This is a genomic window from Nocardiopsis sp. LDBS0036 (assembly GCF_041228755.1).
Lineage (GTDB): Bacteria > Actinomycetota > Actinomycetes > Streptosporangiales > Streptosporangiaceae > Nocardiopsis > Nocardiopsis dassonvillei.
On the sequence record NZ_CP141103.1, the window covers coordinates 1168820 to 1182355 of the forward strand.

General features: G+C 73.0%; 12 protein-coding genes. 5 read left to right on the forward strand and 7 right to left on the reverse strand.

Annotation, left to right across the window (positions count from 1 at the left end; all coding sequences use genetic code 11):
- Positions 1 to 39 precede the first annotated feature (39 nt).
- A complete protein-coding gene (locus UIS43_RS04885) occupies positions 40 to 666 on the reverse strand; it encodes a TetR/AcrR family transcriptional regulator (RefSeq protein WP_013153271.1) in 627 nt (208 codons plus the stop codon).
- A 113-nt stretch (positions 667 to 779) separates the two neighbouring features.
- On the opposite strand from UIS43_RS04885, the gene UIS43_RS04890 reads away from it, so the two are divergent.
- Positions 780 to 2054: an RNA-guided endonuclease TnpB family protein gene (locus tag UIS43_RS04890; RefSeq protein WP_013153272.1), complete on the forward strand. Its 1275-nt coding sequence runs from the start codon at positions 780 to 782 to the stop codon at positions 2052 to 2054.
- A 270-nt stretch (positions 2055 to 2324) separates the two neighbouring features.
- Here UIS43_RS04890 and ddaH read toward each other — a convergent pair whose 3' ends face one another.
- From ddaH to UIS43_RS04905, 3 genes are all read right to left on the reverse strand, one after another.
- Positions 2325 to 3155 (reverse strand): dimethylargininase, encoded by an 831-nt coding sequence (ddaH, locus tag UIS43_RS04895; protein ID WP_013153273.1) that lies wholly within the window; start codon positions 3153 to 3155, stop codon positions 2325 to 2327.
- A gap of 153 nt (positions 3156 to 3308) precedes the next feature.
- Positions 3309 to 4607 (reverse strand): PHB depolymerase family esterase, encoded by a 1299-nt coding sequence (locus UIS43_RS04900; RefSeq protein WP_370012590.1) that lies wholly within the window; start codon positions 4605 to 4607, stop codon positions 3309 to 3311.
- Between the two features lie 315 nt (positions 4608 to 4922).
- Positions 4923 to 5945: a Ku protein gene (locus UIS43_RS04905; RefSeq protein ID WP_013153275.1), complete on the reverse strand. Its 1023-nt coding sequence runs from the start codon at positions 5943 to 5945 to the stop codon at positions 4923 to 4925.
- A 181-nt stretch (positions 5946 to 6126) separates the two neighbouring features.
- Here UIS43_RS04905 and UIS43_RS04910 point away from each other — a divergent pair, with 181 nt between their 5' ends.
- On the forward strand, positions 6127 to 7221 hold the full coding sequence (locus UIS43_RS04910) for a zinc-binding dehydrogenase (protein ID WP_013153276.1): 1095 nt from the start codon (positions 6127 to 6129) through the stop codon (positions 7219 to 7221).
- Positions 7222 to 7440: 219 nt separating this feature from the next.
- Entirely contained in the window at positions 7441 to 9108 is a 1668-nt protein-coding gene (locus tag UIS43_RS04915; RefSeq protein ID WP_370012591.1) for an FAD-binding dehydrogenase, read from the forward strand.
- 148 nt (positions 9109 to 9256) lie between these two features.
- Here the strand turns inward: UIS43_RS04915 and UIS43_RS04920 are convergent, their stop codons facing one another.
- Together UIS43_RS04920 and UIS43_RS04925 are read right to left on the reverse strand one after the other, a co-directional pair.
- The gene (locus UIS43_RS04920) at positions 9257 to 9496 is read right to left on the reverse strand and encodes a hypothetical protein (RefSeq protein WP_013153278.1); all 240 of its coding nucleotides are present in this window, start codon (positions 9494 to 9496) and stop codon (positions 9257 to 9259) included.
- 15 nt (positions 9497 to 9511) lie between these two features.
- Complete coding sequence (locus tag UIS43_RS04925) at positions 9512 to 10420, reverse strand: SPFH domain-containing protein (protein ID WP_013153279.1); 909 nt, start codon at positions 10418 to 10420, stop codon at positions 9512 to 9514.
- 108 nt (positions 10421 to 10528) lie between these two features.
- Here UIS43_RS04925 and UIS43_RS04930 point away from each other — a divergent pair, with 108 nt between their 5' ends.
- Positions 10529 to 11026 (forward strand): PH domain-containing protein, encoded by a 498-nt coding sequence (locus tag UIS43_RS04930; protein ID WP_013153280.1) that lies wholly within the window; start codon positions 10529 to 10531, stop codon positions 11024 to 11026.
- Complete coding sequence (locus UIS43_RS04935; RefSeq protein WP_013153281.1) at positions 11023 to 12927, forward strand: PH domain-containing protein; 1905 nt, start codon at positions 11023 to 11025, stop codon at positions 12925 to 12927. The genes UIS43_RS04930 and UIS43_RS04935 overlap by 4 nt, the downstream gene beginning before the upstream one ends.
- Positions 12928 to 12990: 63 nt before the next feature.
- On the opposite strand, the gene UIS43_RS04940 is transcribed toward UIS43_RS04935, so the two are convergent.
- Entirely contained in the window at positions 12991 to 13350 is a 360-nt protein-coding gene (locus UIS43_RS04940; RefSeq protein WP_019607103.1) for an STAS domain-containing protein, read from the reverse strand.
- Positions 13351 to 13536 lie beyond the last annotated feature (186 nt).

Here is a 13536-nt window from a genome sequence, read left to right on the forward strand (position 1 = left end):
GCCGGCGGCGGCGACCCGCCCCGCCCGGGGCGCCGGGGGTCAGACCTCGGCGCCCTCGCGGCGGGCGCGCAGGTGGGCCCAGGTCAGGTCGGTGACGTGCCGGGCCATGGTCTCGGGGCTCTCCTCGGGGTGCTCCAGGAACCAGTCGGCGAAGGCGTCGGCGGTGCTGACCGCGATGCGCGCCAACAGCTGGGCGTCCTTGGGGTCGAGGTCGCCGTAGCCCTCGCGCGTGCACGCGGTGACGAGGTCGGCCACCTCGGCCGTCACGCGGTCCCTGAGCCGCACGGCCTCCCCTGCGAAGGGCTCGCCCCGCAGGTCCGCGTGCCGGTAGAGCACGGTCCAGCTCGCGCGGTTGCCGGTGACGAAGACGAAGAAGGCGCGCATGCCCCGGTGCAGGGGGTCCTCCCCCGCCGGGGCGTGCGGATCGTGCGCCGCGGCGCGCACGGCCTCGATGAGCCGGTCGGTCTCACGGCGCACGCAGGCGGTGAAGATCCGTTCCTTGGAACCCAGGTACTGGTACACGGTGGGCTTGGAGGTCCCGGCCGCCTCGGCGATCTCCTCGACGCTCACGGTGTGGTAGCCGCCGCGCGAGAACGCGGTGACGGCGGCGTCGATCATCTGCTCTTCCCTGAGCTGACGCGGGAGTCTGCGCTGTGTGCTCTTCACCGTGTCTCCCGGAAGCTGCCCCGTCCTCCAGGGCTGGGAGGAATCCAGGGCACACGACCACCACATTTCCGTTCTGCCTTACCCATGATCTCCCTTGGTGTAATTTTTGCCGTATGCGGACGGCGTACAAGTGCCGGGCCTACCCGGACCCCGCACAAGCGGCCCAACTGGGTCGCACGTTCGGATGCGTGCGCCTGGTCTGGAACAAGACCCTCGCCGACCGCCACACCGCCTACCACCAGCACGGAGAGAAGACCTCCTACAAGCAGACCGACCAGGCGCTGACCGGGTGGAAGAAGACCCCTGAGCTGGCGTTCTTGTCCGAGGTGTCCTCGGTTCCCTTGCAGCAGACCCTGCGCCACCAACACAGCGCGTTCGCGAACTTCTTCGCCCAACGCGCCCGCTACCCCCGGTTCAAGAACCGGTCCGGTCGGCAGTCGGCGCACTACACCCGCAGCGCGTTTCGCCTCCGCGACGGTGCGCTGTTCCTGGCCAAACACCAGAGGCCGCTGAAGGTGGCCTGGTCCTGGCCCGAGACAGACCTGGCCGCCCTGGACCCGACCACGGTGGTCATCTCGCGTGAGGCGGACGGGCGCTGGTATGCGACCTTCTCCGTGGACACCGACGACCCCGACCCCGTACCGGACACCGGTTCTGAGGTGGGTGTGGACCTGGGAGTGAAGGACTTCGCGACCCTGTCCACGGGCGAGAAGATCGCCAACCCCCGCCACCTGGAGCGCAAAGCCCGCAACCTCAAGCGTTACCAACGACGCATGGCACGCAAGGTGAAAGGCTCGAACAACCGCCGCAAGGCCAAGCGCAGGGTCGCGGCCGCGTACCGCAAGGTCCGCCACGCCAGACAGGATTTCCTGCACAAGACCACCACCCGCCTGGTGCGCGAACACGACCTGATCGCGATCGAGGACCTGAACGTGCGGGGCATGACCTCCTCCGCACGCGGCACCGTCGTCCAGCCGGGAAGGAACGTCGCGCAAAAGCGTGGCCTGAACCGGTCGGTGCTCGATGCCGCTCTGGGTGAGTTCCGCCGCCAACTGGAGTACAAGGCCGAACGCTACGGTCGAACCCTCGTGGTGGTCGACCGGTGGTATCCCTCCTCGAAGACCTGCTCGAAGTGCGGGTACCTGCTGGATCGGCTTTCGCTGGGCACCCGGTCGTGGACGTGCCCTTCCTGTCGCACCCGACATGATCGGGACCTCAACGCGGCCAAGAACGTTCTTGCGGCTGGTCGAGTCGCAGCCCGAGAAGCAGTCTCGGGTGATGCCTGTGGAGCTGGTGTGAGTCGGCAAGGGGCCTCCCTTCCGCTGTCGGCTGCGAAGCAGGAAACCGGACCCGTGAGGGTCGCTGCGCGAGCGGCACCAGGCTTTTAGACTCGGTCGGAATCCCCCTTCTCCTTCGAGGAGAGGGAGGAAGTCAAGTACTCAGACTTTATTGCGGCGGGGCCGCCCGGCCAGGGGCGGTGGTCCCCCGTACGCGCGCCCGGGCGCGGTCCGCGGCGGGCCCGCGTGCGTGACCTGTGGCGTTAGCCTGATGAGCCCGTTTCGCGGTGGTATTTCCCACACCGGCCCGGCCCCGCGACGGGCCGAACGGCGGCGGGTCCACGCATCGGCGGGTCCGGGCGCCCCTGCTGCGGGCCTCCCTCACACGGGGGCGTCGCGCAACACCAGGGTGCAGCACTTGGCGCCGCCCCCGGCCCGGCGTAGTTCATCCAGCTCCACGGGGTGGACGGCGTAGCCCAGGGCTCGCAGGCGGTCGGCCAGGGCGGTGGCCTCGGCGGCGATGACGACGTTGCGGCCGTCGCACACGGCGTTGAGGCCGAGCACGGCGGCGTCCTCCTCGGTGGCCAGGAGCGCGTCCGGGAAGAGCGAGCGCAGCACCCGCCGGCTTCCGGCCGAGAAGGCACCGGGGTAGTAGGCGATCTGGTCCCCGGAGAGGGTGAACAGCGCGGTGTCCAGGTGGTAGAAGCGCGGATCGGTCAGCTGGAGGGTGACGACGGGGCGGCCCAGGAAGCGCTCGGCCTCCTGGTGCGCGGCGGCCTCGGTCCGAAACCCCGTGGCGGCCAGGACCACCTCGTCCAGGGTGAGGAAGTCGCCCTCGCCCTCGTTGACGTGCTTGGGCTCGCGGGTCTCGGTGTAGCCCGCCTGGCGGAACCAGTCGAGGTAGGCCGGGCCCTCGGGGGTGCGCTCCGCGCTGGCGAAGCGCGCCCCGTAGACCCTGCCGTCCACGACCAGGGCCCCGTTGGCGGCGAAGACCATGTCGGGCAGGCCGTCGACGGGGGCGATCTCGCTGACGCGGTGCCCCAGGGAGAGGTAGAGGTCGCGCAACCCCTCCCACTGCCGGATGGCGCGTGCGCGGTCGACGCCCGCCGCCGGGTCCATCCAGGGGTTGATCGCGTACTCGACCGCGAAGTAGGTGGGGCGGCACATCAGGTAGTGCCGCGGAACCGCTGCCGGACCGACCGGTCGAGCCATGGGACCTCCCGTACACCGTGCGGGACACTGGGCGGCCCCGGTGACGCGTGGGTTCACTGCGCCTCGGGTCCGCACGGACGAAAGGGGACATACCCCTCTGCGGCGCGAGTGCAACGCGGCGCGGCCCTTCCCGGAGGACCGCGCCGCGCCGGATCAGGCCGGGGAGCAGGCCGCGCCGTTGAGGGCGAAGCCGGACGGTCCGCCGGAGTCGCCGGTGTGCGTTGCCTGGTAGCCGATGCCCACACTGGCGCCGGGGGCGATGACGGCGTTGTAGGAGGCGTTGGCGGCGGTGACCGCGCCCTGGCGCGAGCCGTAGGAGGCGTTCCAGCCCGAGGTGATGGTCTGGCCCGCGGGCAGGGTGAAGTCCAGGGACCAGCCGTCGACGGGCTCGGCGCCGGTGTTGGTGATGGTCAGCGAGGCGGTCAGGCCGGTGTTCCAGGCGTTGGTGGTGACGGCGACGGTGCAGTCCCCGTCACCGGGCTCGGGGTCCGGGCCGGGTCCGGGGCCGGTGTCCTGGTCGAGGCCGAAGAAGGTGATCGCGTGGGCCGCCATGCCGTTGGCCATGAGGTTGTGGCCGACGCCCTGCATGCTGACGGCCTCCACCGGGGCCCGGTCGCCGGTGGCGCCGTAGCGGGTGCGGGTCCAGCCGGGCTGGGGGTGGTCGGTGGCTGCCGGGGTCTGGCCGAGGCCGTGGACGTCGGTCCACTGTTCGATCTCCTCGGTGAAGTTGGCGTAGCGCAGGACGTCGTCCTCGGTCCCGTGCCACAGCTGCATGCGCGGACGCGGTCCGGTGTAGCCGGGGTAGGAGTCGCGGACCAGGTCGCCCCACTCCTGCGGGGTGCGGTCGACGGTGCCGGTGGAGCAGGCGTTGTTCCAGCCGGAGCCGTCGGTGGTGGCGAAGCAGCCGAAGGGCACACCGCTGAAGGCGGCTCCCGCCGCGAACACGTCGGGATAGTTGGCCAGCATGACGTTGGTCATCATGGCGCCGGAGGAGACGCCGGTGACGAACACGCGCTCGGCGTCGGCGTCGTGGGCGTCGACGACGTGGGCGACCATCGAGCGGATGCCGACCGGGTCGCTGCCGCCGCCCCGGGTCAGCGCCTCGGGCGAGGACACGTCGAAGCACTGGCTGCTGCGCGTGGCGGAGGGGTAGACGACGATGAACCCGTACCGGTCGGCCAGCGAGGCGAACTCGGTGTTGGCGTGGAAGACGGGTCCGGTCCCGGTGCACCAGTGCTGGGCGACCAGGACCGGGGGATCGTCGGTGACGCTGTCCGGCACGTACAGGTACATGCGCAGACCGCTGGGGTTGGGGCCGAAGTCCTCGACCTCGGTCAGGGCGGCGGCCGAGGCCGGGGGCGCGGCGAACAGGAGTGCGGCCAGCATGGGCAGGACGACGGCGGCGAGCGCGCCGACCGTCCTGCCGACGGGGTTGGTGCGGGTGTGGGTCACGTGCGGGGCCTTCCCGACGGCGGGGGGTGGGGGCGCCCGGCCGACGGGTTCGGCCGACGGCGGGGCACAGGGCGCTCCGGCGGGGTCGCCGCCTTTTTTGGGAGCGCTCCCAACACTGTCCGTCCGCGCGCGGTATCCGTCAACCCCGGTAAACCCCCTCCGCGAAGGGCCGCCGCCGTGCTGGGCCGGGACGTGCGTGGGACGCGCACTGGTGGTGAGGCTCCGCCCCGGAGCCCCGGGGCCCCGGGGCGTCCGGGACGCTCCGTCCTGGAGCCGGGCCCCTCTCGGCGGCGAGGGACCCGTCCGGCGCGGTCCTCAGCGGCGGGCTTCGGCGCCGTTCAGCCCCACGGCCTCCTCCAGCTGCTCCCGGCTCATCTTCGACCGGCCCGGCACGTCCAGCTCCGAGGCCCGCTGGAGCAGTTCGCGCTTGGTGGCCCTGCCCTCGCCGCGCCGCTCGACCCGGGCACCGCGCGCTCCGGTCCCCCGGGGCTCGCGGGCCCTCCCGGCCCCCTCCGCCCCGGTGGACGCGCGCGGGCCGCGCGACCGCGCGCCCCGGGTGCGCTGGGCGGGCAGGCTCTGGCGCAGGGCCTCGCCGAGACCGTCCGCGTCCTCGGGGGGCACGGCCTGCTCGGGCCGGTGGGTGAACGTCCTGCCCCGGGCCTTGGCGCGCACCAGTTCGGTCAGGCGCTGGCCGTAGCTGTCGGAGTAGTCCTCGGGGTCCCACTCGATCGACAGGGACCTGACCAGCTCGCGGGCCAGTTCGAGTTCGCTCTTGGCCAGTGCGGCGTGGGCCACGGGCGGCATCACGTCGTCGGGTTCGCGGACCTCGTCGGGCCACCACAGGGTGGAGGCCGACAGTACACCTCGGTTCGGTTCGATCAGGACGGGGTACTCGCGGTCGCGCAGGACGATGGTGGCCACGCCCGTGCGGCGGGTCTGCTCCAGGGCCGTGTACAGCAGCTGGTAGGCCTTGGCGTCGGCCGCGGCCCTGGGCGCGACGTAGTAGGTGGAGGCGTACCACAGCGCGTCGACGGCGCCCTGGGACAGGAAGCCGGTCAGCTCCATGGTGCGCGAGCCGTGCGGGAGGATCTCCTCCAGCTCCTCCGGTTCCAGGACCACGTACTCGTCCTCGACCCCCGTGCGGGCCCCGCGCACGACGTCCTCGCCGGCGACCTCCTCACCCGTGCGCTCGTTGACGCGGACGTAGCGGATGCGGTCGGCCGTGCCCCGCTCGAACTGGTGCAGCACGGGCCCCCTGCGTTCGCGCGCGCTGTAGAGGCGCACGCCGACGGGCACCCTGCCGAACATGAGGGTTCCCACCCAGACCGGATTGACCATGACCCCCTCCTCTGCCCCCATCATTACCGTTACCAGGCAAAATGTCGGTCGATAACGGCAAAGGACCCCCAAGGCGGGAAGGACCGCGACCATCGGCGGGAACACGGGTCCGCACGCCCCGGGTCCTTGACCGACCGGTCGGTATTGCTACTGTCGCGGCAGTCCGTGATTGGAGCCTCCCATGAGTACGACCGTCAGGGCCGCCGTCTTCTCCGAGCGCGGCGCCCCTCCCCGGATCCGCGACCTGGTCCTGCCCGACCCCGGCCCCGGCCAGGTGCGGGTGCGCCTGGCAGCGGCCGGGGTGTGCCACTCCGACCTGTCCCTGTCCAACGGCACCCTGGCGCAGAAGTGGCCCGCGGTGCTGGGCCACGAGGGTGCCGGAACCGTCGACGCCGTCGGCGAGGGCGTCACGGAGGTGGTCCCCGGCCAGCAGGTGATCCTGAACTGGGCCCCCTCGTGCCGCGAGTGCTGGTTCTGCCGCCAGGGCGAACCTCACCTGTGCGAGCACGCGCTGGACCGCACCGTACTGCCCTACGCGGAGCTCGCCGACGGCACGCCCGTCTACCCCGGCCTGGGCTGCGGCGCGTTCGCCGAGGCCACCGTGGTGCCCGCCTCCGCCGTCGTGCCGCTGCCCGATGGGATCGACCCGGCGGTGGCCGCCGTGCTGGGCTGCGCGGTGCTCACCGGCTGGGGCGCGGTCCACAACTCCGCGGGCGTGCGCGAGGGCCAGTCGGCCGTGGTGCTGGGCCTGGGCGGGGTGGGCCTGTCGGTGCTCCAGGCCGCGCGTCTGGCCGGGGCCGACCCGGTGGTCGCGGTGGACGTCTCCCCCGCCAAGGAGGAGCTGGCCCGTTCACTGGGCGCCACCGAGTTCCTGCTCGCCGACGAGACCCTGGTCAGGGCCGTGCGCGCGCTGACGGGCAGGCGCGGCGCCGACCACGCCTTCGAGGTGGTGGGGTCGGCGAAGGCGGTGCGCTCGGCCTGGGACGTGACCCGGCGCGGCGGCACGGTCACGGTGGTGGGCGTGGGCAGGGTGGACGACGAGGTGTCCTTCAACGCGCTGGAGCTGTTCCACCAGGCGCGCACGCTGCGCGGGTGCGTGTACGGCTCCAGCGACCCGGAGCGCGACGTCCCGCTCATCGCCGAGCGGGTGCGTTCGGGGGAGCTGAAGCTGGCGGCGATGGTCACCGACGAGATCCCGCTCGAAGGCGTGCCCGAGGCCTTCGAGCGCATGGCCCGGGGCAGGGGCGGCCGGTCGCTGGTGCGCTTCGGGGCCTGAACCCGGCGGGCTCCGGCGGCACCGCGCTGACGCGGTACCGCCGGAGCCCGTGGTGTGCGGTCCGTGCACGACCGCGGCCGAGCCGGGAGGGTTTGTCACCTCCTGACAAATCCTGTGGCGCACGGCACACTTCGCCCTTGCCGCGCCGCAGCGGCGGCGGCACAGTCGTCACCATCGCGCACACCGTGCCCCGGGCACGGCCGACCTGAGGGGAACAGCATGGGTAGTAGCGGAGACGACCGCGCCGACGTCATCGTCGTCGGCGCCGGGCTCGCGGGCCTGACCGCGGCCGCCGAACTGGCCGACGCGGGCAGGAGCGTGCTCCTGCTGGACCAGGAGCCCGAGCAGTCCCTGGGCGGCCAGGCGTTCTGGTCCTTCGGCGGGCTGTTCCTCGTGGACTCCCCCGAGCAGCGGCGCATGGGCATCAGGGACTCCGCCGAGCTGGCCATGCAGGACTGGACGGGCACGGCGGGGTTCGACCGCCCCGAGGACGCCTGGCCCCGCCGGTGGGCCGAGGCCTACGTGGACTTCGCCGCCGGGGAGAAGCGCTCCTGGCTGCACCGGCAGGGGATACGGTTCTTCCCCCTCGTGGGCTGGGCCGAGCGCGGCGGCTACCTGGCCGACGGCCACGGCAACTCCGTGCCCCGGTTCCACATCACCTGGGGCACCGGCCCGGGCGTGGTCGCGCCGTTCGAGCGGCGGGTGCGCGCGGCGGCCGAGCGCGGCCTGGTCTCACTGCGCTTCCGCCACCGGGTGAACGAACTGGTGGTCACGGGCGGGACGGTCACCGGCGTGCGCGGCGCGGTCCTGGCCCCCAGCGGCGTCAGGCGGGGCGAGGCCAGCGGACGCGAGGCGGTGGGCGACTTCGAGTTCTCCGCCCAGGCGGTGATCGTCACCTCCGGCGGAATCGGCGCCAACCACGACCTGGTGCGCCGCAACTGGCCCGAGCGCCTGGGCACCCCGCCCGAGCACATGCTCTCGGGGGTGCCCGAGCACGTGGACGGGCGCATGCTGGCCATCACCGAGCGGGCGGGCGGGCGGATCGTCAACCCCGACCGCATGTGGCACTACACCGAGGGCATCCAGAACTGGGACCCCGTCTGGGCCCGGCACGGCATCCGCATCCTGCCGGGGCCCTCCTCGCTGTGGCTGGACGCGACCGGCAAACGGCTGCCCGCGCCCTACTTCCCCGGGTTCGACACCCTGGGGACCCTGGAGCACATCATGCGCAGCGGCCACGAGTACACGTGGTTCGTGCTCTCGCAGAGGATCATCGAGAAGGAGTTCGCCCTGTCGGGGTCGGAGCAGAACCCCGACCTGACCGGCAAGGACCTCGGGCTCGTCCTCAAGCGGGTGCTGCCGGGCGCGCCGGGGCCGGTGGAGGCCTTCAAGCGCAACGGCGCGGACTTCGCCGTCGCCGGCCGGCTGCCCGAGCTGATCCGGAGGATGAGGGAGATCGCGGGCGACGGCGTGCTCGACGCCGACACCGTCACCCGCGAGGTGGTGGCCCGCGACCGGGAGATGGTCAACACCTTCACCAAGGACCTCCAGGTGACGGCGATCCACGGGGCGCGCAACTACCGGGGCGACCGCCTGGCCCGGGTGGCGTCCCCGCACCAGATCCTGGACCCCAAGGCGGGCCCGCTGATCGCGGTGCGCCTGCACGTGCTCACCCGCAAGTCCCTGGGCGGCCTGCACACCGACCTGGACGCCCGCGTGCTGCGCGCGGACGGCACGCCGCTGCCGGGGGTGTACGCCGCGGGCGAGGTCGCCGGGTTCGGCGGCGGCGGGGTGCACGGCTACCGGGCGCTGGAGGGCACCTTCCTGGGCGGCTGCCTGTTCTCGGGCCGCACGGCCGGTCGGGCCGCCGCGGCGGCGCTGGGCTAGCGCGCTCCCCTCCCCGGGCCGTCGTCCCCCGCCCGGGGCCCGCGAATGGCGGCGCGGCCCGAAGCAGACGTCCCCGGGGCCGGCGCGCCGGGCGTACGCCGGTCCGGGCGCCCCACGGGCAGCCGGACCGGCGGCTCCGGCGGCGCCGTCACTTCCCCGGGCCGTCCTCCTGCTCGGGCTCCGGCTGCTCCGGCTCGGGTCTGCGCGGTCGGCCGCGGCGGGGGATGGCCCCCGCCTCCTTGGGCATCCGCCCCGCGTCGTCCAGCGCGCGGCGCAGCAGGAACTCGATCTGGGCGTTGGTGCTGCGCAGCTCCTGCCCGGCCCACCGCGCGAGCGCGTCGTGGACGGCGGGGTCGAGCCGCAGCAGCACCTTCTTGCGCTCGGGCACTGCCACCTCACGCGGTCACTGGTACAGGGTTCCGGCGTTGACGACGGGGCTGGCGGGGCGGTCGGAGCACAGCACCACGAGCAGGTTGCTGACCATGGCGGCCTTGCGCTCCTCGTCCAGCTCCACCACGCCCTCCTCCGAGAGGCGGGCGAGCGCGCGGTCGACCATGCCCACGGCGCCTTCGACGATCTCCTGGCGGGCGGCGATCAGCGCGCTGGCCTGCTGGCGCTGGAGCATGGCCTGGGCGACCTCGGAGGCGTAGGCCAGGTGGGTGAAGCGCGTCTCCACGATCCGCACTCCCGCCGCCTCGACCCGCTCGCCGACCTCCCGGGACAGCTGCTCGGTGATGAGGTCGGCGCTGCCGCGCAGGGAGCGGCTGGTGTCGGTGTCGTAGGAGTCGTAGGGGTAGTTGCCCGCGATGTGGCGCACGGCGGCCTCGGTCTGGATGGAGACGAACTCCACGAAGTCGTCCACCTCGAAGGAGGCGCGGGCGGTGTCCTCCACCTGCCAGACGATGACGGCGGCGATCTCGATGGGGCTGCCGGAGGCGTCGTTGACCTTCATCACGGAGGTCTCGTGGTTGCGGATGCGGGTGGAGACGCCCTTGCGGACGGTGAAGGGGTTGACCCAGCGCAGGCCGTCGGTGCGGACGCTGCCGACGTAGCGGCCGAAGAGCTGGACGACCTTGGCCTCGTTGGGCGCGACCATCTCCAGTCCGATGAAGAACAGGAAGCCGACCACGGCGAGGACCACGCCGACCGCCACCAGGGGCACGGGCAGTCCGACGATGGGCGACAGCGCGACGGCGACGCCGAGGAGGAAGAGCAGGATGCTGACCACCGCCATCACCATGCCGTTGATGCTGGCGGCGGGGTGTTCTCGGTACTGGGGCGCCGGGGTGGGGACCTGGCCGGTAGCGGTCATCTGAGGTTTCCGTTCTCTTCTGGGTGATGACGCGAGCATAGCATTGTGATATCACTTTTAAAAGACACCGGCCCGCCAGGGCCCCGAACCGAAGGAGGCGTGGACGCGATGAGCGCCGACACCCCCCGCCTGCGCCCACCCCGCCACCGGGTGGACGGGCGCGCCGTCCACTGGTGGACCACCCGGTCCCTGACCGTGACGGTCGTCCTCACCGCGATCCCCGTGGTGCCCGCGATCATCTGGGAGCCGCCGCGCGCGTGGTTCCTGGCCGCCGCCGCGGTGGTCGGCGGGATCGGACTCCTGATCACCGTGGTCATGCCGCGGTGGCGCTACCGCGTCCACCGCTGGGAGGTCACCGACACGGCCGTCTACACCTCCAGCGGCTGGCTCTGGCAGGAGTGGCGCGTGGCCCCGATGTCGCGCATCCAGACCGTGGACACCGCCCGCGGCCCCCTCCAGCGGGCGTTCGGGCTCTCCAGCGTCACCGTGACCACCGCCTCCGCCGCGGGCCCGATCGAGATCACCGGCCTGGACCACGAACTGGCCACGCGCGTGGCCGACCAGCTCACCGACACCACCCAGGCGACCCCGGGGGACGCGACATGAGCGACGGACACCGCCCCGGCCCCGAGGAGTTCCCTCCGGTGCCCGGGCAGAGCGAACCACCCGCCCCTCGGGCGGAAGGCCCCCTGGCCGGACCGGCCAGCGCGGTGCCGGGCCCCGCCCCGGCGGGAGCCTCGGCGCCCGCCGGACAGACCTTCGCCTCTCCCGCAGGGGACCCCGCCGCCTCCGCGGAACCCGTTCCCGCCGAGGAGACCCCCGTCACCGACTGGCAGCGGCTGCACCCGCTCAGCGTGTGGGCCAGCGCCGTCGTCGTCGGGCTGTTCCTCGTACCGAGCGCGATCGTGGTCGCCGTCGTGCTGGTGGTGGCCGGACAGTCCCTGTGGGCCCTGCTCCCGGTCCCCGCCGCACTGGCGTTCACCGCGCTCATGACCTACCTCGACCTGCTGCGCCTGCGCGCGACCCGTTACCGGGTCACCGACGAGCGCATGGAGATGCGTTCGGGCATCGTCGCCAAGTCCTACCGGTCCATCCCGCGCGAGCGCGTGCGCAGCGTCGACGTGGCGGCGCCGATCTACGTACGGATCTTCGGACTGTGCTCGGTCACGGTCGGCACCGGTGAGCAGGTCGGGGCCGGGGCCGACCAGCTCCAGCTGCTCTACGTCACCGCGGAGCAGGGCGAGTGGCTGCGCCGCGACCTGCTGCGCCGGGGCGCGCCCGCCGGCGCCGTGTCCGGTGCAGGTGAGGCCGCCGAGGACGGCGCGGGCGAGGAAGGCGAGACCGAACTGGCCCGCCTCGACCGCCGCTGGTTCGCCTACGCCCCCGCGACCACCGCGACCCTGGGCGTGGGCCTGGGCGCCATCGCCGGTCTGCTGGGCCTGAACGCCCAGACCGGCGGCGTGGGGTGGGACTGGCTCTCCGAGCGGGCCAACCTGCCCAGCGTGGAGGAGATGTCCTCGTTCGTGATGGGGCAGATCCTGATCGTGGTGCCCCTGACACTGCTGGGTCTGCTGGTGTCCGGTGTGGTGGTCCTGACCGCCGTCGCCGTGGAGACCTGGTGGAACTACCGCCTCACCCGAGAGGCCGACGGGACCGTGCGGCTGCGCCGCGGCCTGCTGACCAGCGTGTCGCTGTCGGTGGAGGGGCGCCGCCTCAACGGGGTGACCCTGCACGAGCCGTACGTGCTGCGGCTGTCGGGCGGGGCGGACGTGCGCGCGGTGGCCACCGGGCTGGCCGCGGCCGACGACCAGAAGACCAGCGCCAGGAGCCGCCTGTCCCCGGCCATGCCGCGGGAGCGGGCCCGGAGGCTGGCCGCCGACCTGATGGGCACGCCGGACTCGCCCCTGGACGTGGCGCTGGCCGTGCACCCCCGGGCCGCGCTGCGCCGCCGCTTCACGCGGGCCGCCGTGGTCGCCGTGCTGGGCGCGGTGCTCTCCGGCGCCCTGGCCTGGCTGCACACGCTGATCGCCGAGGCCTGGTGGGACGTGGTGCACGAGGTGGAGCGGGAGATCATCCCGGTGCCGCTGGCCACGAGCGCGGTGGAGGTCACGCCGAGCTGGGCCTGGGCGGTGCTGGCGGTGGCGATCGCGGCGGCGGCGTTCTGGTACGCCGTGGGCTCCTACCGGGGGCTGGGCCACGGGCTGCACCCGCGCTACCTGGTGGTGCGCAAGGGGATGGCGGTGCGCGACACGGTGACCCTGGAGCGGTCGGCGGTGATCGGCTGGCGGATCAACCGCTCGCCGTTCCAGCGCAGGCTGGGCCTGGCCGACGTGGCCGCCACGACGGCGGCGGGGCAGGGGATGTACGCGGCCAGGGACGTGGGGCTGGGGCAGGGCCTGGCCTGGGCGGACGAGGCCGTCCCCGAACTGCTGGCGCCCTTCCTGGTGCGCGACGGGCAGGAGGACGACGGCGGACGGGGCGCCGGGGGCGGGGCGTCCCGTCCCTGAGACGGGGGCTTCGCGCGGGCCGCGGTCCCGGTCCCCCCGTGCGGGGCGGGGACCGGGACCCGGTCACGGGAGTTCGGGCACCGTGTTGCGGATCGGGTCGCCGTCGACCCGCAGACCGCTGGTGTGCGTGAGCGCCATCTCCAGGAGGGGGTAGATCTCGAACACGCGCCCCATGCCCAGCGCCTCCAGCACACGCGCGGCGATGGGCGCGGGCTCGGCCAGGACCACGTGCCGCCCCTCGCGGGTGAGGCTCTTGTAGACCGCGACCAGGGCGCTGACGCCGCTCGCGTCGAAGAAGTCGAGCCCGGACATGTCCACCACCAGGCAGTCGCACCGTGAGGCGTGCGCGGCCTGGAGCAGCCGATCGCGCACGCGGTCGGCTGTGGCGAGGTCAACCTCGCCGTGGACGGGCACGACCGTCACACCCGTACAGGGGAAACGCTCCTGGGCAGAGAACCGGGCATTCCTCGCCACTCGGGCCACCTCTCACCGGACGTAACCTTTCCACTACGCAACCGCGTACGAGATCGTAACCTCTCCAGAGAGACCGTGGGAGCTTTTCGTGAGAAAAACCCGCGAAAACTCGCTGATGTGGCCGTAGGGACAGTC

What these genes read in the sequence shown, in the direction of transcription:
- UIS43_RS04910 (WP_013153276.1), top strand. Translation starts at nt 6,127, where the DNA reads ATGAGTACGACCGTCAGGGCCGCCGTCTTCTCCGAGCGCGGCGCCCCT.
- UIS43_RS04935 (WP_013153281.1), top strand. Translation starts at nt 11,023, where the DNA reads ATGAGCGACGGACACCGCCCCGGCCCCGAGGAGTTCCCTCCGGTGCCC.
- UIS43_RS04930 (WP_013153280.1), top strand. Translation starts at nt 10,529, where the DNA reads ATGAGCGCCGACACCCCCCGCCTGCGCCCACCCCGCCACCGGGTGGAC.
- UIS43_RS04915 (WP_370012591.1), top strand. Translation starts at nt 7,441, where the DNA reads ATGGGTAGTAGCGGAGACGACCGCGCCGACGTCATCGTCGTCGGCGCC.
- ddaH (WP_013153273.1), bottom strand. Translation starts at nt 3,155, where the DNA reads ATGGCTCGACCGGTCGGTCCGGCAGCGGTTCCGCGGCACTACCTGATG.
- UIS43_RS04890 (WP_013153272.1), top strand. Translation starts at nt 780, where the DNA reads ATGCGGACGGCGTACAAGTGCCGGGCCTACCCGGACCCCGCACAAGCG.
- UIS43_RS04905 (WP_013153275.1), bottom strand. Translation starts at nt 5,945, where the DNA reads ATGGTCAATCCGGTCTGGGTGGGAACCCTCATGTTCGGCAGGGTGCCC.
- UIS43_RS04925 (WP_013153279.1), bottom strand. Translation starts at nt 10,420, where the DNA reads ATGACCGCTACCGGCCAGGTCCCCACCCCGGCGCCCCAGTACCGAGAA.